At 66.2% G+C, this 24,556-nt stretch carries 23 protein-coding genes; 9 read left to right on the top strand and 14 right to left on the bottom strand.

Features of this window, described 5'->3' with window-relative positions; all coding sequences use genetic code 11:
• Positions 1 to 8 precede the first annotated feature (8 nt).
• Positions 9 to 788 carry a response regulator gene (locus CVH10_RS05860; RefSeq protein WP_106488091.1) on the top strand — a complete coding sequence of 260 codons (780 nt, stop codon included), beginning with the start codon at positions 9 to 11 and terminating at the stop codon, positions 786 to 788.
• Entirely contained in the window at positions 788 to 2,176 is a 1,389-nt protein-coding gene (locus tag CVH10_RS05855) for an ATP-binding protein (RefSeq protein ID WP_106488090.1), read from the top strand. Before CVH10_RS05860 ends, CVH10_RS05855 begins: the two co-directional genes overlap by 1 nt.
• A gap of 46 nt (positions 2,177 to 2,222) precedes the next feature.
• Here CVH10_RS05855 and CVH10_RS05850 read toward each other — a convergent pair whose 3' ends face one another.
• From CVH10_RS05850 to CVH10_RS05840, 3 genes are all read right to left on the bottom strand, one after another.
• Positions 2,223 to 3,473, bottom strand: coding sequence for a multidrug effflux MFS transporter (locus CVH10_RS05850; RefSeq protein ID WP_106488089.1), 1,251 nt, complete (start codon positions 3,471 to 3,473; stop codon positions 2,223 to 2,225).
• Positions 3,466 to 4,071: a TetR/AcrR family transcriptional regulator gene (locus tag CVH10_RS05845; RefSeq protein ID WP_181244359.1), complete on the bottom strand. Its 606-nt coding sequence runs from the start codon at positions 4,069 to 4,071 to the stop codon at positions 3,466 to 3,468. The genes CVH10_RS05850 and CVH10_RS05845 overlap by 8 nt, the downstream gene beginning before the upstream one ends.
• A gap of 222 nt (positions 4,072 to 4,293) precedes the next feature.
• Positions 4,294 to 4,761, bottom strand: coding sequence for a nuclear transport factor 2 family protein (locus CVH10_RS05840; protein WP_106488087.1), 468 nt, complete (start codon positions 4,759 to 4,761; stop codon positions 4,294 to 4,296).
• A 201-nt stretch (positions 4,762 to 4,962) separates the two neighbouring features.
• On the opposite strand from CVH10_RS05840, the gene CVH10_RS05835 reads away from it, so the two are divergent.
• Complete coding sequence (locus CVH10_RS05835; RefSeq protein WP_106488086.1) at positions 4,963 to 5,346, top strand: helix-turn-helix domain-containing protein; 384 nt, start codon at positions 4,963 to 4,965, stop codon at positions 5,344 to 5,346.
• Positions 5,347 to 5,360: 14 nt separating this feature from the next.
• Here CVH10_RS05835 and CVH10_RS05830 read toward each other — a convergent pair whose 3' ends face one another.
• Positions 5,361 to 6,296, bottom strand: coding sequence for a LysR family transcriptional regulator (locus CVH10_RS05830; protein WP_046078991.1), 936 nt, complete (start codon positions 6,294 to 6,296; stop codon positions 5,361 to 5,363).
• 287 nt (positions 6,297 to 6,583) lie between these two features.
• Between CVH10_RS05830 and CVH10_RS05825 the strand changes: the two genes are divergently transcribed.
• From CVH10_RS05825 to feaR, 4 genes are all read left to right on the top strand, one after another.
• Complete coding sequence (locus CVH10_RS05825) at positions 6,584 to 8,020, top strand: FAD-binding oxidoreductase (RefSeq protein WP_106488085.1); 1,437 nt, start codon at positions 6,584 to 6,586, stop codon at positions 8,018 to 8,020.
• Between the two features lie 7 nt (positions 8,021 to 8,027).
• Entirely contained in the window at positions 8,028 to 8,825 is a 798-nt protein-coding gene (locus CVH10_RS05820) for an aldo/keto reductase (protein ID WP_106488084.1), read from the top strand.
• Positions 8,826 to 8,902: 77 nt separating this feature from the next.
• The gene (locus CVH10_RS05815; RefSeq protein ID WP_181244358.1) at positions 8,903 to 9,424 is read left to right on the top strand and encodes a cytochrome b/b6 domain-containing protein; all 522 of its coding nucleotides are present in this window, start codon (positions 8,903 to 8,905) and stop codon (positions 9,422 to 9,424) included.
• A 161-nt stretch (positions 9,425 to 9,585) separates the two neighbouring features.
• Entirely contained in the window at positions 9,586 to 10,530 is a 945-nt protein-coding gene (gene feaR, locus CVH10_RS05810; protein ID WP_106488083.1) for a transcriptional regulator FeaR, read from the top strand.
• A 123-nt stretch (positions 10,531 to 10,653) separates the two neighbouring features.
• Here the strand turns inward: feaR and CVH10_RS05805 are convergent, their stop codons facing one another.
• Entirely contained in the window at positions 10,654 to 12,150 is a 1,497-nt protein-coding gene (locus CVH10_RS05805) for an aldehyde dehydrogenase (protein ID WP_106488082.1), read from the bottom strand.
• A gap of 449 nt (positions 12,151 to 12,599) precedes the next feature.
• Between CVH10_RS05805 and CVH10_RS05800 the strand changes: the two genes are divergently transcribed.
• Positions 12,600 to 13,397, top strand: coding sequence for a helix-turn-helix domain-containing protein (locus CVH10_RS05800; protein WP_106488081.1), 798 nt, complete (start codon positions 12,600 to 12,602; stop codon positions 13,395 to 13,397).
• Positions 13,398 to 13,571: 174 nt separating this feature from the next.
• Here CVH10_RS05800 and CVH10_RS05795 read toward each other — a convergent pair whose 3' ends face one another.
• A complete protein-coding gene (locus CVH10_RS05795; protein WP_106488080.1) occupies positions 13,572 to 15,260 on the bottom strand; it encodes an arylsulfatase in 1,689 nt (562 codons plus the stop codon).
• A gap of 285 nt (positions 15,261 to 15,545) precedes the next feature.
• On the opposite strand from CVH10_RS05795, the gene CVH10_RS05790 reads away from it, so the two are divergent.
• Positions 15,546 to 16,751: an OprD family outer membrane porin gene (locus CVH10_RS05790; RefSeq protein WP_106488079.1), complete on the top strand. Its 1,206-nt coding sequence runs from the start codon at positions 15,546 to 15,548 to the stop codon at positions 16,749 to 16,751.
• Between the two features lie 185 nt (positions 16,752 to 16,936).
• Here CVH10_RS05790 and hpaR read toward each other — a convergent pair whose 3' ends face one another.
• The 8 genes from hpaR to CVH10_RS05750 all read right to left on the bottom strand — a co-directional run bounded on the left by hpaR (position 16,937) and on the right by CVH10_RS05750 (position 24,398).
• Positions 16,937 to 17,371 (bottom strand): homoprotocatechuate degradation operon regulator HpaR, encoded by a 435-nt coding sequence (gene hpaR / locus CVH10_RS05785; RefSeq protein WP_106488078.1) that lies wholly within the window; start codon positions 17,369 to 17,371, stop codon positions 16,937 to 16,939.
• Between the two features lie 68 nt (positions 17,372 to 17,439).
• A complete protein-coding gene (gene gabD, locus CVH10_RS05780) occupies positions 17,440 to 18,891 on the bottom strand; it encodes an NADP-dependent succinate-semialdehyde dehydrogenase (protein WP_106488077.1) in 1,452 nt (483 codons plus the stop codon).
• Between the two features lie 13 nt (positions 18,892 to 18,904).
• Positions 18,905 to 19,711: a 4-hydroxy-2-oxoheptanedioate aldolase gene (gene hpaI / locus CVH10_RS05775; protein WP_106488076.1), complete on the bottom strand. Its 807-nt coding sequence runs from the start codon at positions 19,709 to 19,711 to the stop codon at positions 18,905 to 18,907.
• Between the two features lie 66 nt (positions 19,712 to 19,777).
• Complete coding sequence (gene hpaD / locus CVH10_RS05770) at positions 19,778 to 20,641, bottom strand: 3,4-dihydroxyphenylacetate 2,3-dioxygenase (RefSeq protein WP_106488075.1); 864 nt, start codon at positions 20,639 to 20,641, stop codon at positions 19,778 to 19,780.
• 36 nt (positions 20,642 to 20,677) lie between these two features.
• Positions 20,678 to 21,484 (bottom strand): 2-oxo-hept-4-ene-1,7-dioate hydratase, encoded by an 807-nt coding sequence (gene hpaH, locus CVH10_RS05765; protein WP_369335738.1) that lies wholly within the window; start codon positions 21,482 to 21,484, stop codon positions 20,678 to 20,680.
• Positions 21,481 to 22,356 (bottom strand): fumarylacetoacetate hydrolase family protein, encoded by an 876-nt coding sequence (locus CVH10_RS05760; protein WP_106488074.1) that lies wholly within the window; start codon positions 22,354 to 22,356, stop codon positions 21,481 to 21,483. The genes hpaH and CVH10_RS05760 overlap by 4 nt, the downstream gene beginning before the upstream one ends.
• Before the next feature lie 130 nt (positions 22,357 to 22,486).
• Complete coding sequence (gene hpaE / locus CVH10_RS05755; RefSeq protein ID WP_046079003.1) at positions 22,487 to 23,995, bottom strand: 5-carboxymethyl-2-hydroxymuconate semialdehyde dehydrogenase; 1,509 nt, start codon at positions 23,993 to 23,995, stop codon at positions 22,487 to 22,489.
• A gap of 13 nt (positions 23,996 to 24,008) precedes the next feature.
• Positions 24,009 to 24,398, bottom strand: a complete 390-nt coding sequence (locus CVH10_RS05750) for a 5-carboxymethyl-2-hydroxymuconate Delta-isomerase (protein ID WP_106488073.1) — start codon at positions 24,396 to 24,398, stop codon at positions 24,009 to 24,011.
• Positions 24,399 to 24,556 lie beyond the last annotated feature (158 nt).

Below are 24,556 nucleotides of genomic sequence, written 5' to 3'. Positions count from 1 at the left end.
CATATGTAATGGATGGTATTGACGACGCTCCGGCCTCGGCCTCCCGGGCCGGAGCGCACGATGAAAGCGCCCTCGCGCTGGTGGTGGACGACGACGACGAGATCCGTGAGCTGATCTGCGACTACCTGGCCGGCATGGGATACCGCACCCGGGGAGCGGCCAATGGCCGCGAGATGTGGTCTCGTCTGGACGAGGGCGTGGACCTGGTGATCCTGGATCTCATGCTGCCGGGAGAAGACGGCTTGAGCCTGTGCCGCACGCTGCGCGATCGGCGTGCGCTGCCGGTGATCATGATCAGCGCACGAGGCGCCTGCTCGGAGCGCATCATCGGCCTCGAGATCGGCGCGGACGACTACCTGGCCAAGCCCTTCGACCCTCGCGAGCTGCTGGCCCGGGTGCGTGCCGTCCTGCGTCGCAGCGCGCCGCGCCAGGACGCCCGGCCCCCCGCGTCACCCTCGGTTCCCGACGACGTCGAACGGCGTTTCGCCGGCTGGCGCCTGAACCTCCGGACCCGGCGGCTGCAATCGCCCGAGGGGCGATCCTTCGAGCTGCCGCGCTCCGATTTCATGGTGCTGCAGGCCCTGAGCGCATCTCCCGACCGGATCGTCAGCCGCAACACGCTGAGCCGGCAGGCCTTCGGGCGCGACCATCTTCCCGGTGACCGCGCCATCGATGTCTGCATCAGCCGCCTGCGCCGCCTGCTGGAGGATGAGGCCCGCCGCCCCCGCTTCATTCGCACTGTGCGCAACGAGGGCTATCTGCTCGAACTCTCCGCCGATGCCGGCTGATGGGGGCCGCTAACGCCTGGCGCCGGCGGTGGCCCGACTCGCTCTTCGGCCAGCTGTGCGTGATCGTGGTGGTCGGGGGCCTGTCGGCCCAGCTGCTGTTCGGCAGCCTCTGGTATGACGTGCGCTACAGCCAAGTGCTCGAGGAACCCGCCCGCCTGGTGATCTTTCGTACCGCGGCCGTCGTGAACCGGCTCGCCGACGGCAGGGCGATCGACGACCTGGCCACCGAGGTCTTCCACCCCCAGCTCCGTGCGGCGCCGCTTCCCTCACCGCCTCGCCAGGACGATGCCCGTGCGAACGTCGCCCGCCTGATGCAGGACGCACTGCGCCGTGAGACGGGAGAGGCCTTGCCGCTGTCGCTGCTCGACGTGGATATTCGCAATGACCGCGGCGACGCCAGCACCTGGGCCGGCCTGACCGGGCTCTCGCCGGTGGTCGGACACTTCGACTTCCAGCTGCGTCTCGCCCCGGGGCGGTGGCTGCGCATCCGGGCGGACCAGGCGCAGGGGTGGAACGCCCGGCCCGCCTGGATCGTGCTGGGCGACTATGCGTTGCGCGTCTATCTGCTGCGTGCCCTGGCGCTGATCGCGGTGGCGCTGGTCGTGGTACGCGTGAGCACCCGGCCGCTGCGTCGGCTGATACGAGCCGCCTCGGCGCTGGGGCAGGATATCGAGCGGCCGCCTCTGCCGGTCGAGGGGCCGAGAGAAATGCGCCAGGCCGCCGAGGCGTTCAATGCCATGCAGCAACGGCTGATCGACCTGATCCGGGAGCGCACCGAGCTGCTGGCCGCCGTCTCCCACGACCTGCGCACCCCGCTGACCCGCATGCGGCTTCGGGTGGAGGGCATCGGGGAGGATGCGCTCAGGGAAAAACTGGTCGGCAACATCGTTCAGATGGAGACGCTGATCGCGGCGCTGCTGGATTCGGTCGGCGACGGCGCGGGGCCGGAGGAGTCGTCCGCCTTCGACCTGGCCGGGCTGGTGCAGGAGGTGGTGGACGACTTCGTCGAGACGGGCAGCGATATTCGCTGGGACGGGGCCGCCGAGGCGTTCGTCCCGGGTCAGGCCGCGAGCATTCGGCGGGTGCTGCACAACCTGATCGAGAATGCGCTGCGCTATGCGGGCAGCGCCAGGCTCACGCTGCGCCTGGCCGGGCGCTGGGTCGAGCTGACGATCGAGGACGACGGCCCCGGCATCGAGGTGCAGCGGCTCGCCGACATCATGCAGCCCCGTGTGCGCGGCGACGCCGAGGCGGGCGGCGCTCTCGGCTACGGCCTGGGGCTCAGCATCGCGCGGAGCATCGTGATGGCGCACCGCGGCCGGCTGAGGCTCGAGAATCGCACCGGCGGCGGGCTGAGGGTCGTGATGGCGTTGCCGGCGATGGCATGACGATAATCGCCGGCGCACCCCCGGGAGGGGCGGGCGCCGGCCGATATCACTCGGCGCTGCCGGGAGCGGCGGCGCGAAGGTCGCCCTCGGGCTCGGGTGCGGCGAGGTTGCCGGCGAGCCGGCAGAGCGCGATGGCCGCCAGGCCGCACAGGGCCAGCACCAGGGGCATGACGTGGGGCCCCTGCACGACCAGGCTGGCCAGGTAGCCCACCGCGGCGGCGACCAGGTAATGCAGGGTGCCCATCAGGGCCGATGCCACGCCGGCCCTGGCACCGCCGGCATTCATGGTCAGCGCCGTCAGGTTGCCGAACACCAGGCCGAGTGCGCCGATCGCCACGCCCAGCAGGGTGCCATAGACCGCGAGGGTGTCCATGTCCGTCATCACGGCCAGGAACAGCAGCGCACCGGCCAGGGCATGCAGGCCGAGCCCGATGAAGGTGACGCGTGCGGGCGTCATGCCGCCGGCGGCCAGCTTGTTGGCCAGGGTGCCGCCGAGGATCAGGCCCACCGAGTTGGCGGCGAACAGGTAGCTGAAACGGGTCGGCGTCATGCCGAAGTGCTCGGTGAACACGAAGGCGGAAGCGCTGATGTAGGTGAACAGTGAGCCCAGCACGAAGCCGCCGGCCAGCGTATAGGCCATGAAGACCCGGCGGCGCGACTGGGCGAGGTAGCCGCGCATCACGCTGCCGGGGTTCAGCGGCGTGCGTCGCTCGGGGGCCAGCGACTCGGGAATGGCCGCAAGGCTCCACAGCAGGCCGATGCCGCCGCACGCCGCCAGCACCCAGAAGATGCCGCGCCAGCCGCCGTGCTCGAGCATGAAGCCGCCCATCATCGGCGCCAGCACCGGTGCGACCATCATCACCTGCATCAGCAGCGAGAAGATCCTGGCGGAACTCTTCACGTCGCAGAGGTCGGCCACGATCGCGCGCGGTGCCACCAGGCCGGCGGCCGCGCCGATGGCCTGGGCGAAACGGGCGACCAGCAGCCACTCGAGGGTTGGCGCCAGCGCCGCCCCCACCGAGCCCGCCACGAAGACCACCAGCCCCACCAGGAGCGGCATCCGGCGTCCGAAGCGTTCCAGCAGCGGGCCGTACAGGCACTGGCCCAGCGCCAGTCCGGCGAGGAACACGGACAGCGTCTGCTGGACGCTGCCGGCCGAGACCCCGAAGTCCTGGCCGATCATCGGCATGCCGGGCAGGTACATGTCGATGGCCATGGCATCGAGGGCCGTCAGCAGGGCGAGCAGCACCACCAGGGCCATGCCCACGGTGCCTTGGCGGGTCGTCGCGTCAGTCATGTCGTTCTCCTTCGTTCAGGCGGTCGATGCTGTCGCGCATCAGGCGTTCCAGGGCATGCAGGCGCGCTTCGAAGCGCTCCTGGCCGATATAGATCAGGGCCACGTGGAGGCTGTCGACCATGCCCATGAAGGCATGGCCCATGACCTCGGCGTCCCGGTCGGAGAGCGCTCCGCGAACATGGCGACGCAGCGCTGCCGTGAAGCCGGCCAGCAGCTGCTGCATGTAGCCCTCGTAGCCCTGCTGGAACTCGTGGAAGAGCGCCTCGGAGGGGATGTAGGACGCCCGCAGCAGGAAGCGGAGGTGTTCGGAGTCGGCGTAGCGCGCCCGCAGGGCCTCGCAGTAGCGCTGCCCCGGTAGCGAGGGGTCGGGCTGCGCGAAGCATTCGCGGGCGAAGCGCGTCTCGATCTGCAGGGCATCCTCGAAGACCGCGCGAAACAGCGCATCCTTGTTTTTGACATGCGAATACAGCGATGCCTTGCGAATCCCGGCATCGGCCGCGATGTGGGACAGCGAGGCCCCTTCATAGCCATGCTGGGCGAACTGCGCGACGGCGGCATTGAGTACCCGGCGCAGCGCGGGCGTCGTGGCGGATGACATCTCGTTGCTCCAGTGAATCCAGGCCTTGATGACGTTCGCCCGAGGGGGCGTGGCGTCGGGGGGCGGCATCCTAACCCAAAAAGCTACCGACCGGTAGGTAGCTTTTGAGGTCGTCAAAAAATGGCCGCCCGGGCCATTCCTCGATCGGCGCCCTGCGGCGCCTCTCGGCCGGCCCGGCCACGCGCGATGCGATCGTGGCCGGGCCGGCGGGCGTCATGCGTTTCAGAACATGGTGTTCTCGTTGGCCGACTCCTCGGGCACCGGCTGGATCACGTCCCAGTGCTCGACGATCATGCCGTCCTCGACGCGGAAGATATCGACCACGGCCTCGCCGAGGTCTTCCTCGCCGTTGGTCGAGTGGACGTGGAGCCAGACCAGATCGCCATCGGCCGCGCTGCGCACGATCTCGCTCTGGTAGTCCGGGTTGTCCTGGAAGTAGCCCGCGAAGTAGTCCACGAAGGGCGCCTTGCCGTCGGGCACGCCCGGGTTGTGCTGGATGTAGTCCTCCGCGATCACGCTGGCGCTCTCGACGGTCTCGTGCTCGTTGAAGAACTGGTTGTAGAACTCGGTGACCAGCGCCCGGTTGGCTTCCTCGGCCTCGACATCGCGCTCGGGCTGCGCCATGACGGCGGCCGGTGCGGTCAGCAGCAGCGCGGCACCGGCCGCACTCAGGGATTTCAGGATCGACATGGCAGTTCCTCGTGATGTGATGTGGTGGGGAGGGAGGCACGGCCGACGGCTCGCCGGCTGTTGGTCTAAAAGGTGGACCGTGGGCTAAACTTAGGCCAGCCCCGGGGCCGGCGCAAGACGTCATCTTCTCCTGACATGGTCACATCGAGATGACTGTTGGGCCGTTATCCTGCCACTGAACCACTCGTTGAGGGAGATATCATGACAACGCCGTCCGACGACGATGCGGTCGTGCTCGAACAGCCCTGCCCGATTCGCGACGTGCTCGACCGCATCGGCGATCAATGGAGCCTGCTGATCCTGGAGGCCCTGGCCCCCGGTACCCTGCGCTTCAACGCCCTGCGGCGCGAGATCGGCGATATCTCGAGGCAGATGCTCTCGCGTACGCTCAAGCAGCTGGAGCAGGATGGCTTCATCACCCGCACGCTCTACGCCGAGGTGCCGCCGCGCGTGGAGTACGCACTGACGCCCCTGGGGCGCTCCTTCCTCGAGCCGATGCAGCAGCTGGTGGACTGGGCCGAGGCCCATCACCGCACCATCGTCGCCGCTCGCGCTCGCTACCGGGCCGAGCGCGAGCCGGCCTGACGCCGGCGGTGGCCTCAGTCGAGGCCGCCGCCGGCGCTCAGTGACTGGCGCACGAACTCGCGAAAGACCCGCACCCGCGCGGGAGCATTCTGGCCGCCGAGGCTGATCGCATAGAGTCGCCCCTCCGACAGGCTCCAGTCCGCCAGCACCGGGACGAGGGTCCCCTTGGCGGCGTGTGCGGCGGCCACCAGGTCGGGCAGCGGGCCGATGCCGGCCCCCGCCAGCGCCAGCCGCAGCACGCTGGCGTAGTCGCCGGTGCGGATGACCGGGCGGATCCTCAGCTCGCGTGACCGCCCGCGGCGATCCGTGAGCGTCAGCTGCGTGGCGCCCGTGAACTCGTGCGAGACGATCAGGTGGTGTTCGGCCAGCGCATCGGGGGCGTCGACGGGATGGCCATGCGCCGCCAGGTACTCCGGCGCGGCATAGAGCCCCATGCGGAACGGCGCGACCGACGAGGCCCGATAGACCATGTCCGGCAGGTTCCCGTCCTGTGCCCTCAGCGCGAGGTCGATGCGATGCGCCGCGAGATCCAGGGGCGTATCGGTGATCAGCAGCTCGACGGTGATCTGCGGGTGCCGGCGGCGGAACGCCGCGATGATCTCCGGCATGAGCTCGAGGCCGATATCCACCGGTGACGTCACCCGCAGATGGCCCTGGGGCACGTCCTGGGACTGGCGTGCGCCTTCCGCCGCATCGTCCAGCCAGGCCAGGGCCTCCTGTGCCTTGGCATAGAAGGCCAGGCCTTCCTCCGTCGGCGAGACCGCCCGCGGTGCACGCGCCAGCAGGGCAACCCCGAGGCGCTGCTCCAGGCGCGACAGCCGGCGACTGATGCTGCCCTTGCTTTCACCGACCTGCCTCGCCGCGGCCGAGATGGTGCCGAACTCGGCGACGGCACAGAAGGCGCGGATATCCTCGAGGGCCCCGCCAAGAGTTGTCAGATCGTTAACCATGGGTTCCACTCCCGGCGTCTTATGTGTGTGCAGAAACTAATGCATGCTGCGCGCCTGGCCCAGTCCCATGCTGGGCGGGGCGGGTCTTGGTGGCCTTTCCCGCGCCGTCACGCCGACAGGCGGTCGGCCATGGCGGCGCTCGGCGCCGATCCCTCCGGCGGCAATGACGTCCCGCCTTCGCCGAGCGAGCGCGAGCCCTCCGGCATGCCGGCGTCACGCCCCTCTCGCCCCATCCCATCCATAGCCGCAGCGGGCCCTCGGGCACCGCACATGAAGGAGTATGCAACATGGTCACCAGACGATCTTTCCTGCTGGGTGCCGGGGCGGGGCTGGCCACCTTCGGCCTGGGCGCCGGTACCGGCGCCTTTCTGACCGCCGATGGCGGCTGGCGTCGCGGCGCCGACCTGCCCCGCGCCGAGACGGTCGGCGCCTCCGGGTCGCTGCCCGTCCAGGCGGATGTCGTGGTGGTCGGCGCCGGCATCGCGGGGCTCTCCACCGCCCACGCGCTGCGGGATCGGGGGCTGTCCGTCGTGGTCCTGGAGAAGGGCGTGGTCGCGGGCGAGCAATCCTCCCGCGCCTTCGGCTGGATCTACAGCGCGGGCTGGCACCCGGACAAGCTGGAACTGGCGAATCGTTCGAAGACGCTGTGGGCCGACTTCGCCCGGGCCAACGAGCGCGACATCGGTTACCGCCGCACCGGCAACCTGTCGCTCCTCGAGAGCGAGGAAGCGGTGGAGGGCCAGCGGGCCTGGCTGGCCGAGGCGAAGGAGCGGGCCCCCGACATGGACGTGCGGCTCGTGTCCGGCGCAGAGCTCGAGCGGCTGACCCCCGGCGCGGGCAAGGCCTACCAGGCCGCGCTCTATTCGCCCTCGGACGGCATCGCGGAGCCGACCATCGCGGCGCCGCGGATCGCCCGTGCCTTGCAGGCGAAGGGCGTACCCGTCATCCAGCGCTGCGCCGTGCGCAGCGTCGAGACCGAGGGCGGCGCGATCCGTCATGTGGTCACCGAGCAGGGCGTGGTGCGGACCTCGAACGTGGTCGTGGCCGGCGGCGCCTGGAGCCGGCTGTTCCTGGGCAACCTGGGCATGCCCTTCCCCCAGCTGGGCATCGCCTCGCCGCTGATGCGCGTCACCAGGGCGCAGGGCCCCGACGGTGCGGGCTATGCGCCCGATTTCACCTGGCGGCGCCAGATCGATGGCAATTACGTGGTGGGCGCGCTGCGCAACGTGGCGCCGGTGACGCGGGCCAGCTTCGCCGAGCTGCTGAACTTCCTGCCCACGCTGCGTCATGCGTCGGGCCTGGTCACCATGCGCTTCGGGCAGGACTTCTTCGAGTCGCTGCGGATGCCGACCCACTGGTCGAGCGACGAGGTCACGCCCTTCGAGCGCAACCGCTTCCTCTCGGCCAAGCCGTACCAGGACGAGCTGGATCGCCGCTTCGAGGCCCTGCGCGAGGCCTTCCCGGATTTCCGGGCGTCCGCGCCCATCGAGTCCTGGGGTGGCGTCATCGATGCCACGCCGGATTCGACGCCGATCATCTCCGCCGTCGACCGCCTGCCGGGCCTGTCGCTGATCAGCGGCTTCTCGGGCAACGGCCTGACCGTCGGCCCCGCGGCGGGCGAGATGATGGCCCAGATCATCGCCGGCGAAACGCCCACGGTCGATCCGGCGATCTACCGCTACGACCGCTTCTTCGACGGCTCCGACCTGACCTTCCGACACTGAGGTGCTGATGGATTCCCTGCTTCCCCCGATCGGCTTCGGCCTCGACGAGCTGGACGACCGGCAGGTCGCCCGGCTGATCCCCGCCGCCTGGCAGGCGGGCTTTCGCGCCTTCGACACGGCCCAGCTGTACGGCAACGAGGCGGCACTGGGCCGTGCCCTGAGCGACATCGGCATGGCGCGTGACGCGGTCTTCGTCACCACCAAGGTGATGAACCGCTATTTTTCGGAGACGCACTTCCTGGCCTCGGTCGAGCAAAGCCTCGACCGGCTGGCGCTGGATCACGTCGACCTTCTGCTGGTGCACTGGCCCGGCCACGGCATGCCCATCGAACGCCAGATCGAGCTGCTGAACGAGGCGCGTGCACGGGGCTGGACGCGTCATATCGGCGTCAGCAACTACAATGCGACCCAGCTCGCGCGCGCGGTCGAGGTCAGCGAGGCGCCGATCGCGACCAACCAGGTCGAGATCCATCCCTATCTGGATCAGTCGACGCTGCGCCAGCGGGCGCACGCGCTCGGCGTGCCGCTGACCGGTTTCTTCGTGATGGCCATGGGCGCGGTGCCCCGCGACCCGCTGCTGGCCCGCATCGGCGCGGCCCACGGCAAGAACGCGGCCCAGGTGGTCCTGCGCTGGGTGCATCAGAAGGGGGACGTGCCCCTGACCCGCACCACCCGCCCCGAGCGGGTCGCGGAGAATGCCGCCATCTTCGATTTCGCCCTGTCGGACGAGGAAATGGCCATGATCGACGGCCTGGCGCGCCCGCAGGGGCGCATCCTCAGCCCGGCCAATCTGGCCCCGACCTAGGATCGATAAGGGCCTTCTCCAGGGCCGCCCGATGGCATCGGCGGCCACGATGACCCAACCGACCCTTAGAGGTACCCATGATTCACGATTCCAAGCAACGCTATGGCAGCGTCAGCAAGACGTTTCACTGGTCGATGACGGCGCTGATCGCCTGGCAGCTGCTCAAGTTCGGCGACCGCATCGCCGAGGGAGAGCACTGGATCGGCCAGACGCTGGTGCCCTGGCACGTCTCCATCGGGACCCTGCTGCTCGGCCTGATCGTGCTGCGTCTTTTCTGGGTCATCGGCCAGCGCCGCCATCGCCCGCGCCAGCATCCGGCTACCGCCCGGCTGGTGAAGGCCGGGCATGGCCTGCTCTTCGCGGGCATGCTGCTGATGCCGCTGTCCGGCGTGCTGATCATGCTGGGCGGTGGCTACGGGCTGAGCGCCTTCGGCTGGGAGATCGTGCCGGAGGGTGAAGAGATCGCCTGGGCGGCCGGCCTCGGCAGCCTCCATTCGCCGCTGGCCTGGATGCTGTCCGTGCTGATCCTCGGGCATGTCGGCATCGCCCTGTTCCACCATTTCGGCCGGCGTGACGACACCCTCAAGCGGATGCTGTAGGGCGAGCGCCGGCCGTGCCTGTTCTGCTGTCTCTCCGCCGGGGCCGGTGTGCCCCGGGGCTCGACGAAAGGGGCGATTGACCCTCGAGTCCGGTGGCGCTATGTTTTAATAACATGTTAATAAAAAAATGATACCGACGCGGCCACCTGACAGGAGGTCCTGTGATCTCTGCCCATCCCCAGCAAGATTCGTTTTCCGCCTGGCTCGCCGAGCTGCAACGTACCTGCGGCCAGTTCGAGTCACGCCCTCTGCCCGATGACATGCCCTTCCACGGCTCGGTCGGCACACGGCTCGCCGGCAGCCTCGAGGTTGCCGAGATCACCACCAACGCGCAGCGCATCGTTCGCGAGCGGCCGTGCAGCGACCGTGAGGAGGACCGCCACTGCTTCCTGATCGTGCAGCGTCAGGGGCGTGCCCGGCTCATCCAGCAGGGGCGCACCATCGACATGCTGCCGGGCGAGATGGCCCTGCTGGACTCGGCGCGTGACTGCGAGATCCTGCCCCAGGGCTTCATCGAGCACAGCTCCTTCCACCTGCCTCGCGATGCCGTCATCGAGCGTTTCGCCGATCGCCGGGTGCCGTTCGGCAAGCTCAACACCGGCAATGCCAGCGGTCAGATTCTGCAGCTGATCGTCAATCGCGTGGTATCCCGGCAGCTGAGCGAGCCGTTGACCGAAGAAGATGGCATCGGCCTGCGTGATTCGCTGCTGTCCCTGCTGGCGCCGACCTGCCGGGACGACGCCGACGCGGTCACCGAGGCGCCGGCGGAGGGGGAGGAGCTCTATCGCTGTGCCCAGCAGCTGATCGAGCAGCGCCTGCAGGACGAGCGTCTCACGCCGTCCTTCCTGGCCGAGCAGCTGCACATCTCCGTCCGTCGGCTGTATCGGCTGTTCGAGCACCACGGCGACAGCGTCTGCCGCTACGTCCAGCGGCAGCGCCTGGCGCGCTGTGCCGAGGCGCTGTCGGACCCGAGCCGAGCGCGGCACTCGATCACCGAGATCGCCTACCACTGGGGCTTCACCGATTCGGCCCACTTCAGCCGCGCCTTCAAGAAGTCTCACGGCATGTCGCCGCGGGACTATCGCCGTCACCATAGCCTGCATTGACGCGCGGATCGCTCGGCGTGCCCGGGAGGATGCCTCGATGCCGGCCGGCGACAAAAAGCGCCCGATGCCACAGGGCACATCGGGCGCAAGGTGACGCGAAGCCGAGTCACGTCCAATCGATGATCAGTAGGCGATACACACCGACTTGAGTTCGGTGAAGGATTCGACCGCCTCGCGGCCGAACTCGCGGCCGATGCCGGACTGCTTGACGCCGCCGAAGGGCATGTTCGGGTCCAGGGTGACGTGGGTGTTGACCCATACCGTGCCGGCCTCGATCTCCGGGGTCAGGCGCATGGCCTGCGACAGGTCGTTGGTCCACAGGCTGGCGGCCAGGCCGAGGTCGCTGTCGTTGACCATGGCCAGCGCCTCGTCGACGTCGTCGAAGGGGATCACCGACAGCACCGGGCCGAAGACCTCCTCGCGGGCCAGGGTCATCTGCTGGGTGACGTCGGCCAGCACCACGGGCGAGACGTAGTAGCCGGTGTCATCCGGCGCTTCGGCGCCGCGCAGCACGCGGGCGCCCTCGCGCTCGGCGATCTCGAGATAGCTCAGGATGCTCTGCTGGTGGCGCTGGGAGACCACCGGGTTGAGCTGTGCCGTGGGATCCAGGCCCGGCCCCAGCGACATGCCGCTGATCGCCTGGTGCAGGCGTTCGCAGAAGGCCTCGTACTGGCGGCGATGCACGTAGAAGCGCGAGGCTGCGGCGCATACCTGGCCCTGGTTGAGCAGCCCGGCCATCAGGGCCCCTTCCACCGCCTTGTCCAGATCGGCGTCCTCGAGCACCAGCATGGGGTTCTTGCCGCCCAGTTCGAGCGAGAAGTGGGCCATGTGGTCGACGGCGGCGTGACCGATGCGTTTGCCGATATCGGTGCTGCCGGTGAAGGTCACCTTGCGCACGTCGGGGTGCTCCGCCAGGCGCTGACCGGCGGTCGAGCCGCCACCCACGACGACGTTGACGACCCCGCTGGGAATGCCGGCTTCCAGCGCCAGTTCGGCCAGGCGCAGGGCGCTCAGCGGCGTTTCCGTGGACGGCTTGACGACGATCGTGCAGCCCGCCGCCAGCGCCGGGATGATCTTCCACAGCGCGATCATCAGCGGGAAGTTCCAGGGCACGATGCCGGCGACCACGCCGACCGGCTGGCGCAGGGTGTAGGCGTGGAACTCGGCGCCTTCCGGCATGCCGATGGAGACGTCGGTGGTCTTGCCTTCGAGCTTGGTGGCCCAGCCGGCCATGTAGCGGATGAAATCCACCGAGAAGCCGACGTCGACCGCGCGGGTCAGATTGATCGACTTGCCCTGGTTGAGGGTCTCGAGCTGTGCCAGCTCCTCGGTGTGCTGCTCGACCAGATCGGCGAAGCGCAGCAGGATGCGCTCCCGCTCGGCCGGCTTCTTGCCGCGCCAGGTCTTGTCGTCGAAGCGGGCCTTGGCGACCGCCACGGCACGGTCGACGTCGGCGGTCGACGCCAGGGCCAGGCTGGCCAGCGGCTCACCGGTGGCGGGGTTGACCGGTTGAGCCTGGCGCTCGCCCTCGGTCAGGTAATCTCCGTCGATGAAGGAGCCGGTGGCCCGGGAGAGGAAAGCATCGACCTCGGGGAGCGGTGCGATCGGGAAGTCGGTCATGGTGGATGCCTCTTGCAGAGAACGACGGCTCGGAGCCGTGGGTCGGTCATGTCCGAGTCAACGCTAGCACTGGCCAGCGCCACGGGCTTGTACTTGACTGCCAGGCGCATGTCCCTGTCTGCCAGACAGCAGGCGCGATGCCGGGCAGGTGGCTCCCACGGCCGGAGGCACTCTGGGTCAAGCATGATGGCAGCAGCGTTCAATGCCATATCTTGATGACCATTATCATTATGGGGTGAAGGGATTTTTCGAGAGCCGATGCGATAAAACCGCCGTCAGGGAATGGGGGCACGGCCAGTCATTGTTGGCTGGCTTATTGGTTATAAATGGCGATGAACATGCTGGGTGTCATGGATGGCGATTGGATGCTGTTGCGCCAGTGACATCAGGATGGCGGCGGCCTCCCCAGGTTGCATCCCGCTGTCGCCATACTTTAGAGCGCTTTTTCAATGCCAAAAAAAATTCGTTCCATATCTCGGGCCATCAGGGTCATCGAAGCTTTCAACCAGCATGGCGGTGCACTGAGTCTCAATCAGTTGCACTGCATGACGCAGCTGGATCGCGCGACCATTTTACGTATTCTGGTGACGCTGATGGAGGAGGGATGGGTATATCGTGGATTAGGAGATCAACGATATCGCCTCACCTATCAGATACATGAGCTAGGGGGGCATGTCCAACCCCAGAATGAGCTGGCGTACTTGACTTCCCCCATCCTGGACGCCTTTCAAAAGGAGGTGATATGGCCTTCGGATCTGGCGATCTACAATGGCAAGAGCATGGAGATCATCGAAACCACACGGCGTCAGTCCCCCTTGTTTATCAACAAGGGGTTCATGGGATATCGGCCCAACATGCTGCAGTCCGCCGTGGGGCGTGCTTACCTGGCCTGGAGCCATCCTGCCGATCAGGCCGCTATTCTCAAGCGTTTGCGCCAGAGTGAAAGCCCCGAGGATAGGCTGGCAATCGATGAGTCATGGGTGCAGAGGATACTGCAGGAAACGCGCGAGAGAGGCTATGGCGTTCGCGACGAGCGGTATCAGGGAGGTCCTGACGACAGCAAGACCTATCAGGTAAGGGCCGCCGCCGTTCCGGTCATGGTCATGGAAGAGGTGCAGGCCTGTATCAGCCTGATCTGGTTTGAAGCCCTTGTCGCCCCCGAACATCTGGAAAAGGAGCTGCTACCCAAACTCAGAGCCGTTGCCGATCAGGTTGCTGACGAGATACTGCAGCATGAACTTTACTGAGAATGTTCAGGCCATGACATCATGAGGCCGCCTGAAATGCCCGAGTGTGTCTGAATCCCATCAGGCTGCGGGTGGCAGGAAGAACAGAAAACAGCCCTGGCCAAGGGTGGCCAGGGCTGAGGTGGGTGGTATCAGCGTCAAGAACGCGGAGATGGTGTGGCTCGGCCTGATGGATCAGTAGCCGCTGACCCAGTTCGGGATGATGACGTCGTTCTCCTCGGCATATTGCTCCCACAGAGCGCGCATCTCGGCCAGCTTTTCCGGATGTTCCTGGCTCAGGTCATGCCGTTCACCCAGGTCCTCGCCGAGATTGAACAGCTGGACCTCGTCGTCACCATACGGCTTGGGCATCATGACCAGCTTCCAGTCTCCCTGGCGAATATAATATTTGCCGAAGAGCTCGCCGCCCAGCACGCGATCCTCGACCTCGGCATTGCCCGACAGCACCGGCAGCAACGAGGTGCCGGTGATCGGCGCGATCTCGCGGCCCTTGTATTCGGTGCCGGGATGCACGATACCCGCCAGCTCCAGCAGTGTCGGTGCTATGTCCTTGACCGAGGTGAGGCTGTCGTTGATTTCTCCGCCTTCCAGACCGGGCGTTTTGAGGATGGCGATGGAGCGGGTGCCGCCTTCGGTCGGAAAGCCCTTGTGCAGGTTGAATGCCGGTGAGCCGGCCCAGGCCCAGTTCGGGCCGTAAAAGGTGTAGGAACCGACACGACCCATCTGCTCATAGCTGAAATCGTTGGTTTCGTCGATCACCCTGCGAATTTCCGGGAACAGGTCGGCCGGCCAGGTCTCGTCCAGGTCGTGCCCTTCGGCACCATTGTCAGACATGAAAATGACGATGGTATTGTCGTATAGATCGTTCTGTTTCAGGTAATCGAAAACGCGCCCGGTATGCGCGTCAAGTTCATCCACCATGGCCGCGTATATTTCCATTGCCCGAGATTCGACTTTCTGCTCTTCGCTGCTCAGGCTTTCCCATGGGCGTCCCTTGGGAGGACGCGGGGCCCCTTCGGCATCGGCCGGTATCAGCCCCATTGATTTCTGTGCTTCCAGCCGTTCGTTGAATATTTGATCGTAACCGGCATCGTATCGGCCACGATATTTTTCCATGGCATCTTCCGGTGCCTGAAGTGGCCAGTGGGGGGCCGTATAACTGAGCATGCCGAAGAAGGGCGCATTGCTGTCTTTATCGGCTTCGATGTACTCGATCATTCTGTCGGCGTAGAACTGTGACGAGTATTCGAAGTCGTCGGGAAGCTCATCCAATAGCACCCCGTCTTCGGCATAGGGTGCCTTGATTTCAGGAGACGGTGCATAAGACGGCTTCATGTCAGAGAAGTGGCTGGCACCGCCCACCAGAAGTGAAAACGAGTGATCGAAGCCACGATCAGTCGGTCGGCTTCCCTCTTCCTTGCCCAGATGCCATTTGCCGGTTAGATAGGTGTTGTAGCCGGCATCCCTGAACAGGGCTGGAAGAGCGGCGACCCGGTCGTTCAGGTGCCCTTCGTAACCGGGCTGGCCTTCCTGGTTGGGGGCAAGCTCTTCGGCCATGTTACCAAGCCCTGCCTTGTGCGGATCAACGCCGGTCAGCAGCGAGGCCCGGGTCGGCGAGCAGGCCGGTGTGGTGTGAAAGTTGGTCATGCGTATGCCGGAACTGGCCAGAGAATCGAGATTGGGTGTCTCGATTTCACTGCCATAACTTCCAAGGTCAGCAAACCCCATGTCATCGGCTACCACGAGCAGGATATTGGGGTGGTCAGGGTCAGTTGAAGCGGCGAAAGACTGACTGCACATCATCGTGGCGGACAGGGCAAAAGAGGTGGTCAGTGCAAGTTTGGAACGTGTTGTCTTTCTCATTTAGCAACTCCTGCCAGAACCAATATTGTTGGATTTGTCACGTGCAAACAGGCTCGTGAGAAGGGGGTAGTGAAAAATATAGCAGCAGGGATGGCGTTGTAAAACAGGACTTTTCACAATGTGCAAGATGCTCTCGAGGGGCGGCATGAGGGGCGTGAGAAGATGTTTTTCACAATGTGCAATCGGTGTTTGCCGGCTTCGTGTTTTGTCATCATGATGCTCGCGATGGGCGCATTTTCAATTGAATGCGTCATTTAATTACAATAAACCTGTCGGAGCTTTTTGATGAAACGGCCTGGTTCTTTTGGTTGTTCCGTTCTTTTTGCCTTTGGAAGCCTTGCCGGTTCGCCGGCATATTCCGAGAGTGGCGATCTCGCATTGACCTTCCGGACCCACTATGGGCAAGTGGACAGGCATTTTGGTCCGGAAGATAGCGAGGAGGCGAGTTTTACGACAAAAGTCGATTATACGTCGGCTTATTATGGAGGCTTTCTCGGCTTTGATGCGTCCGTGTATTCCGTTTCAAAACTCTACGCCGACAAGAACACGGCCGGACTGCCTTTGCTGGACGATGACGGAAACGGTTTCAGCAAGATAGGGCAGGCCAATATCAAGATAAGGCCGGTAGACGATCTCGAATTTCGCCTGGGGCGTATGCGCGTGATATCGCCCTTGTTGATCGATACCGCCGGCCGCTCCGAGCCCAGCACTCGTGAAGCCTTCAAGATGGATGCTCAGCTCGGCAGTGCCAGCCTGTACGGGATCTACAGCACCGCTGTGTCCAGGGCCGGGAATGATAGCTTTGAAAGCTATACCGAGGATGATGATGGCGTTGCCATTGTGGGCGGGAAGTATCGCTTCGATGATGCACTGAGCGTTCACCTGGCGCATGGTCAGTTGAAGGATGCCAAGCGCCAGACGTACTTCAATGCATCCTATGGTATTCCTCTCGGAGAAGACCGCCTGTCATTCGATCTGCATCACTACATGGCCAAGGGAATCGGCGATCAGTCGAACCTGGCAGACGCGACCGGCCCTGATGGGCAGCTGGATACCTATTTGAGCAGCCTGGCGGTCAGCTATGCGCATGAGGATGTGACCTACTCGGTGTCTTATCAGGGGGTCGGGGATGATCTCTACGAGCCTAGCTGGGATGGGTTCGAGAATGACAGGTCGGTTCTCTGGACCAATAATTCCGTGCAGATCCTCGACTTTTACAACCCGCAGCAGGAGTCGTTGCAGTTTCGAGTGGATTATGCGCCTTCTCTGGTTCCGGGCCTGAGCCTGATGACGCGCTACACCGAAGGTGACTACTCCTCCGCGGGGGAGACGCTGGAGGACAAGGAGTTCAACCTCGAAGCGATGTATGAGGTACAGCAAGGATGGGCGAAAGGGCTGTCGTTTCAGCTGAGGTATGCCGATGTGACCATTGGCGGGGTGGGCGAGCTGGAGGATGTTCGTTTGATTGCCCAGTATGCACTGGATTTCTGATGCGCCGTCTGTGCTGGCGGGAACCGGGGACTCTCCAGCATGGATCGCGACGCTGAGCCGCCTCGTCGGCTCTGCTGTCGTCGTTGCCGGTGCTCGTGGATCGAGCACCTCTGGCGCGCGGCGGAGTCCGTTGGACGGCTCCGCTGCGTGTTGTCGTGCTGCACGTGCCAGGTTGGCCGCTGCCTCTATTCCTCGGGATGCAGGTCCTGCACCTTGCGCAGCAGCTGCATCAGCGTCTTGTAGTTGTCGGGGCCCAGCTCCTGCTGGATGCGCTTGTACTGACGCACCATCTCGTCACTCATCTCGTCGAACAGGGCTTCGCCCTGGTCGGTGAGCGTGACGCACAGCCGGCGCTGGTCGGTTTCCGGCTTCCAGCGCCGGACCAGGCCGTTTCTTTCCAGGCGTACCAGCACCCCGGTCAGGCTCGGGCGCAGGATGCAGGCCAGATCGGCCAGTTCACGGCTCTCCAGGGTGCTCTCCGGCGATTGCTTGAGCATGCGGATGACGCGCCACTGCTGCTCGGTCAGGCCGTAGTGGTTGAGCAGGGGGCGAAAGAACCCCATGGCGGATTCCCGGGCCTGGAGCAGGGCGAGGGTCAGCGAGGGAGCGGGTCTGGGCATGGGTGTTGCGGAATCCTTGCGATGAGAGCGGAGCCGGCGATCGCGCCGGCTCCGATGAGCCAAGGGGGTCAGTGGATACCCAGGCACATGTACTTCACTTCGAGATAGTCCTCGATGCCGTAGTGGGAGCCCTCGCGGCCGAGGCCTGACTCCTTGATCCCCCCGAAGGGCGCGACTTCCGTCGAGATGATGCCCTCGTTGATGCCGACCATACCATATTCGAGGGCCTCGCCGACGCGCCAGGCGCGGCCGAGGTTCTGGGTATAGACGTAGGAGGCCAGCCCGAACGGGGTGTCGTTGGCCAGGCGGACGGCCTCTTCCTCGGTGGAGAAGCGGAAGACCGGCGCCAGCGGGCCGAAGGTTTCCTCGTCGGCGACCAGCATCTCGGGGGTGACCTCGCCCAGCACGGTGGGCTCGAAGAAGCCGCCGCCCAGGGCGTGCGAGTCGCCACCGCACAGCAGGCGGGCGCCCTTGTTCATGGCGTCGTCGATGTGCTGACGCACCTTGTCGACCGCCTTGGCGTTGATCAGCGGCCCCTGCTGGGCCGACTCGTCCTCGGCACCGGCGACCTTGAGGCGCTTCACGGCCGAGACCAGACGCTCGCAGAAGGCCTCGTAGACGCCGTCCTGGACCAGGAGACGGTTGGTGCAGACGCAGGTCTGGCCGCTGTTGCGGAACTTGGAGGCCAGCGCTCCCTCGACGGCGGCGTCGAGATCGGCGTCGTCGAAGACGACGAAGGGCGCGTTGCCGCCGAGCTCCATGCTCAGCTTCTTGATGTCGCCGGCGCACTCGGCCATGAGCCGCTTGCCGATATCGGTCGAGCCGGTGAACGACAGCTTGCGCACGGTGGTGTTACCGGTCAGCTCGCCGCCGATCTCGCTGGCGCGGCCGGTGACCACGTTGAACACGCCGGCGGGCAGGCCGGCGCGCTCGCCCAGTTCGGCCAGCGCCAGTGCCGACAGCGGGGTCTCGGAGGCGGGCTTGAGCACCATGGTGCAGCCGGCGGCCAGTGCCGGGCCCGCCTTGCGGGTGATCATGGCGACCGGGAAGTTCCACGGGGTGATGGCCGCGACCACGCCGATGGGCTGCTTGATCACCACCAGCCGGCGGCCGGCCTTGTCGTGGGGGATCACGTCGCCGTAGACCCGCTTGGCCTCCTCGGCGTACCACTCGATGAAGCTGGCACCGTAGGCGATCTCGCCGCGGCTCTCGGTGAGGGGCTTGCCCTGTTCCCAGCTGAGCAGGCGGGCGAGGTCCTCCTGATGCTCCATGACCAGGTCGAACCATCGACGCAGCACGGCCGCGCGCGCCTTGGCGGTCTGGTCGCGCCAGGCCGGCAGGGCGGCGTTGGCCGCCTCGATGGCCTGGCGGGTCTCGGTGGCGCCCAGCCGGGCGACCTCGGTGATGGTGGCGCCATCGGCGGGATTGGTCACCGCGAAGCGCTCGCCGTTCTCGGCGTCGACCCAGCGGCCGTCGACGTAGGCCTGGTGACGCAGCAGAGAGGAATCGTTGAGTTGCACGGTCGGGGTTCCTTCAGTAAACGCTATCACGAGAGGGGGTGTCGGGCGCCGCGGTGTCCTTGAAGGCGCCGGCGAGCTCCTTGAGCGCACCCATGAGCAGGCTGGTATCCACACCCACGGCGACGAACAGGCAGCCCAGGTCCAGGTAGCGCTGCGCGAGCTCGCGGTTGGCGGAGAGGATGCCGGCGGCCTTGCCGGCCCGCTGGATGCGGGCGATGCCGTCCTCGATGGCGGCCTGTACGTCCGGGTGGCCCGGGTTGCCGCGATGGCCGAGAGAGGCGCTCAGGTCGGCCGGGCCGATGAACACGCCGTCGACGCCGTCCACGGCGGCGATCTCGTCCAGGTTCTCGAGCCCCTCGCGGCTCTCGATCTGCACCAGCAGGCACATCTGTTCGTCGGCCTGATCCAGGTAGCCGGAGATGCTGTTCCAGCGCGAGGCCCGGGCCAGGGCGCTGCCCACGCCGCGCACGCCCTCGGGCGGATAGCGCATGGCGCGCACCAGCTCCCGGGCCTGGTCGGCGCTGTCGACCATCGGCACCAGCAGGGTCTGGACGCCGAGATCGAGGTACTGCTTGATCAGGGCGGTGTCGCCCACCGGCGGGCGCACGATGGGCTGGACCGGGTAGGCGGCCACGGCCTGGAGCTGGGCGAGCAGGCTGTTCAGGTCGTTGGGGGCGTGCTCGCCGTCGAGCAGCAGCCAGTCGAAGCCGGCGTTGGCGGCCAGCTCGGCGCAGTAGCCGTTGGCCAGGCCAAGCCACAGGCCGATCTGGGGATGCTGTTCGGCGATCGCCTGCTTGAAGCGATTGGCGGGAATCTGCATCACGAACTCCTGGTGGCGCCTGACGGGCCTAGAGACCATCAGGCGCGGTGTCGAGGGGTGAGAGGGTTACCGGGGCAGCGGGAAGATGGCGTTGATCTGGCCGGTACCGGAGCTGCCGAACGGTTCGGTGAGCACTTCCACCGGCTGGTCGTAGTCCTCGCCGCCGAGCAGGCCGAGCAGCATGGCGGTGTCGTGCATGCCGCCCTCGCCGTAACAGTGCTGGGCGTATTCCGGCAGCATGGCGCAGAACTCCTTGAAGCGCCCCTGCTTCCACAGCTCGACGACATGCATGTCGACCTGGCGGTCGAACTCGCGCGTCCAGTTGTGGAGGTTATCGCTGGCATCGCGATCGTCGGAGAAGCGATGCGACAGCGAGCCGGAGGCCAGCACCAGCACCTTGCGGTCGCTCTTCTCGATGGCGCGGCGCACCGCGGCGCCGAAGGTGAAGCTGTCTTCCAGGCGGTGCCAGGCGTTCCAGGCCGCCACGGAGACCACCTTGAAGCGCTGGTCCTCGGGCACGTCCATGTGCATGTAGCGCATCGGGACCAGGGTGCCGTACTCCAGCTCGAGGCTGGGGATGTTGTGCGACAGGGTGCGCACGTCGGCGGCGTTGGCCTCGGCGGCGATCGCCTCGCCCAGTGCCGGGCAGCCCGGATACTGGTATTCCATGTCCTTGATGAAATGCGGCAGCTCGTTGCTGGTGTAGATGCCCTCGAAGCTTTCGCCGGCGTTGACATGGAATCCGCTGTTGACCAGCCAGTGGACGTCGAACACGACGGCGGTATCCGCCCCCAGCTCGCGGGCGCGGCGGCCGATCTCCTTGTGCCCGTCGATGGCGGCCTGACGGCAGCCCTGGTGCTTCCCGGGCAGCTCCGAGAGATACATCGACGGCACGTGTGTGATTTTTGCTGCCAGAACGACTTCACCCATGGTGTGTCTCCAAGGTTGTGGCTTGAGCGGCCGCGGTCACGCGAAGTGCAGGCGCACCGATCCGAAGGGGCCGTAGTCGGCATGAATGTCCGTGCCCGGGGGGCACTCGATGGGGCCGATGAAGGAGCCCGACAGCACCACCTGGCCGGCCTCGATCCGCTGGCCATAGGTGGCCATGCGCCGGGCCAGCCAGATCAGACCGGTGACCGGGTCGTCCAGCACGCCGGCGCCCAGGCCGGTCGCCGCCACCGCCTCGTTCTGCTTGACGATGGTGCCGACCCAGCGCAGGTCGAAGGCATCGGGGGCGTGGCGCTCCTGGCCCATGACGATGCCGGCGTTGGCGGCGTTGTCCGATACCGTGTCGAAGATGGCGCGGGGCCGGCCGGTGTCGGGATCCTTGCGCAGGACCCGGGTATCGAGGATCTCGATCGCCGGCGCCACGTAGTCGGTGGCGGCGAGCACGTCCTCGCGGGTGACCTCGCCTTCCAGCGGCGCCTTCATGACGAAGGCGATCTCGGCCTCGATGCGCGGCTGGATGAAGCGCGTCTCGGGGATGGTGGCGCCGTCGTCGAAACGCATGTCGTCGTAGAGCACCCCGCTGTCGGGGGTGTCGATGCCGAGCGCATCCTGCATCACCTTGGAGGTCAGGCCGATCTTCCAACCGATGATCTCCCGCCCCTGGGCGAGCTTCTGGTCCATCTGGGCGGCCTGGATGGCATAGGCGTCATCCAGGGTCATGCCCGGGTGGGCGAGCGACAGCAGGCCGATCTGTTCGCGCGTCGCCTCGGCGGCGAGCAGCGCCTCGGCGGCCGAGGCGACCTGATCGGGCGTCAGGGTCATCATTCGTCCTCCACGCCGTTGACCAGCTTGCCGATGCCTTCGGCCTCGACCTCGACCACGTCGCCGGGCTTCAGCCAGATCGGCGGCTCGAAACGGGCGCCGGCGCCGGTGGGCGTGCCGCAGACGATGACGTCACCCGGCACCAGGGTGGTGAATGTGGAGACGTAGCTGACGATGTAGCGGAAGTCGAACATCATCCGCGAGGTGCGGTCCTGCTGGCGCACTTCGCCGTTGACCCGGGTGGTCAGTTCGATGTCGTCCAGCTGGTCGGCCGAGCGGAAGGGCACCAGCCACGGACCGATGGCGCCGGTGGCATCGAAGTTCTTGCCCTGGGTGACGTTGAACTTGGCATGACGCACCCAGTCGCGAATCGTGCCTTCGTTGCACAGCGTCAGGGCGGCGATGTGCTCGTAGGCCTTCTCGCGGGCGATGCGGCGGCCGCCCTTGCCGATCACGATGGTCACCTCGCCTTCATAGTCGAGCTGTTCGCTCTCGGGCGGGCGCACGATGTTCTCGTTGTGGCCGACGAAGCTGCGCGGGAAACGGATGAACAGCGACGGCTTGCTCGGCGCGGCCTGGCCGTCCTTGTATTCCTCGTTGCGCGAGGGGAAGTTGACGCCGACGCAGAGCAGTTTCTCCGGATTGGCGATCGGGATCAGGAAGGTCACGTCCTCCTCGCGATAGGAGGGGGCGCGGCCTTCGGCGGCGTGGAGCAGTTCGTCCAGGGCGCCGGCCTCGATGACGTCCTTGAGGCCCGGGAAGCGCTGGCCGAATTCCGGCGTCAGGTCGATGATGCCGTCATCGGTGACCACGCCGTAGCGGTCGGCGCCGTTGGCGTGGAAGGCCGCGAGACGGGCGGGGATGGAGTGGGTCATGAGCATTCTCCTGGCGATCCGTCGAAGCCGGAGTCGCCGCTGTCAGTATTGCCGAGATCGCTGCGTTCGGGCAGCGGCCTGTCGGATCGGGGCGCTGTGCCCCGGGCGTCTGCCCGGGGCTCGCGGGGCATCAGCCGAGCTTCGGCACCTGGTGGACCTGGCGCGGGAAGGCGACGTTGACGGTTTCCATGTAGAAGTCGAAGGACCAGTCACCGCCGTCGCGGCCGATACCGGAGGCCTTGACGCCGCCGAACGGGGCCGGCAGGTGGCGGACGTTCTCCGAGTTCACCCACATCATTCCGGCTTCCAGCTCGTCGGTCATGCGCATGGCCCGGTTCAGGTCGTTGGTCCACAGGTAGGCGGACAGGCCGTACTGGGTGTCGTTGGCCAGGCGCAGGGCCTCGTCCTCGTCCTTGAACGGGATGGCGGTCAGCACCGGCCCGAAGATCTCTTCCTGGGCGACGGTCATGTCGTTGGTGGCGTCGGTGAACAGGGTCGGGCGCACGAAGCAGCCTTCCTCGCCGACCTTCTCGCCGCCGGCGGCGATGGTGGCGCCTTCTTCACGCGCCTTGGCGAAGTACGACAGCACCTTTTCCTCGTGCTCGGGGTGGATCAGCGGGCCGACCACGGTCTCGGGGTCGAGCGGGTGGCCGACCTTGATGTTGTTGGCCACCTCGGCGACGCGACGGGTGAAGTCCTCGTAGATCGAGTCCTGAACCAGCAGCCGGGAAGAAGAGGTGCAGCGCTCGCCGTTGAGCGAGTAGATCATGAAGCTGGCGGCGTCGACGGCGCGCTCCAGGTCGGCGTCGTCGAACACGATGACCGGGTTCTTGCCGCCCAGCTCGAAGTGGAAGCGCTTCAGGGTGGGCGCGGCCTGGGCCATGATCATCTGACCGGTGCGGCTCTCGCCGACGAAGGCGATCGCCTTGATGTCCGGATGCTCGGTCAGCGCCTTGCCGGCGTCCTCGCCGAAGCCGTTGACCAGGTTGAGCACGCCCTTGGGCAGGCCGGCTTCCTCGGCGATCTCGACCAGCAGCTTGGCGGTCATCGGCGAGAACTCGGCGGGCTTGTGGACCACGGTGCAGCCGGAGGCCAGCGCCGGGGCGATCTTCCAGGTCGACAGCATGAACGGGGTGTTCCAGGGCGTGATGACGCCCACCGGACCCAGCGGACGACGCGAGGTCACGTTCATCTGGTTGGCGTTGCGCAGCGCCTGACCGTCCTCGGCCTCCGGCGCCTTGTCGGCGAAGAAGCGGAAGTTGGCGGCACCGCGAATCGCGGCCTTCTCCATGAAGCGCAGGGCCTGGCCGGTGTCCAGGCACTCGGTGAAGGCGATCTCCTCGGCGCGCGCCTCGATCGCCTCGGCGACCCGGATCAGGATGGCGCGACGCTCCTTGCCTGGCATCTTGCTCCAGGTCTTGAAGGCCTTGTTGGCGGCCGCGACGGCGCGGTCGATGTCGCCGGCATCGCCGCGGGTGACCGTGGCGAGGGGCTTGAGGTCGACCGGAGACAGCGTCTCGAAGGTCTTGCCGGAGGCGGACGGCACGGACTCGCCGTCGATGTGGTTCAACACGCCCTCTTCGCGGAAACGTGTCAGGTAGGCTTCGGCGCGTGACAGATTGTCGTTCAGCGTACTCATGGTGTTCCTTCCTTTATTGATGGTTCGAGAGTCGGGCGTGAATCGGGGTGTCCTTCCAGCTCAGGTCCGGGTCGATGACGCGGATCTCCAGCGACAGGGCGAAGTGAGGCGTCGCCAGCGGCGTCGCCAGGGCGGCCTGGACGGCCGTGAAGATGCGATCGCCGGCGGCCTGCAGGGCCGGCTTGTCGCGTCCGGCGCCCACCGACAGGGTCAGGGCGGCGAAGTCGTTGTCGGCCAGATCGTCGGCGACGATGCAGTGGTCGGCGGCGAAGGCGCGCACGCGGATGCCGGCCAGCGGAAAGATGCCCGCCTCCTTCATCGCCGTGTAGGCGGCCCGGCAGACGGCATCGATATCGGCGCGTTCGGCCAGCCCGGGCGAGTATTCGATTCTCAGATGCGGCAAGACCTGGCTCCTCCTGACAGTTGGGGACGGCGACTTAGACGAAAGCAGGAGACGCGGCGATCACTAAGTCGTTAACATATTCACGTTATAGGTTAACATATTCATGAAGTCAACGGCGCTTTTCACCTCGCGCCAGGCGGCTTCGGACGCGAAGGAGG

This window comes from Halomonas sp. ND22Bw (genome assembly GCF_003011945.1).
GTDB classification, from domain to species: domain Bacteria; phylum Pseudomonadota; class Gammaproteobacteria; order Pseudomonadales; family Halomonadaceae; genus Halomonas; species Halomonas halophila.
Note: the sequence above shows the minus strand (reverse complement) of the source record. Positions and strands in the feature narration are given on the sequence as shown.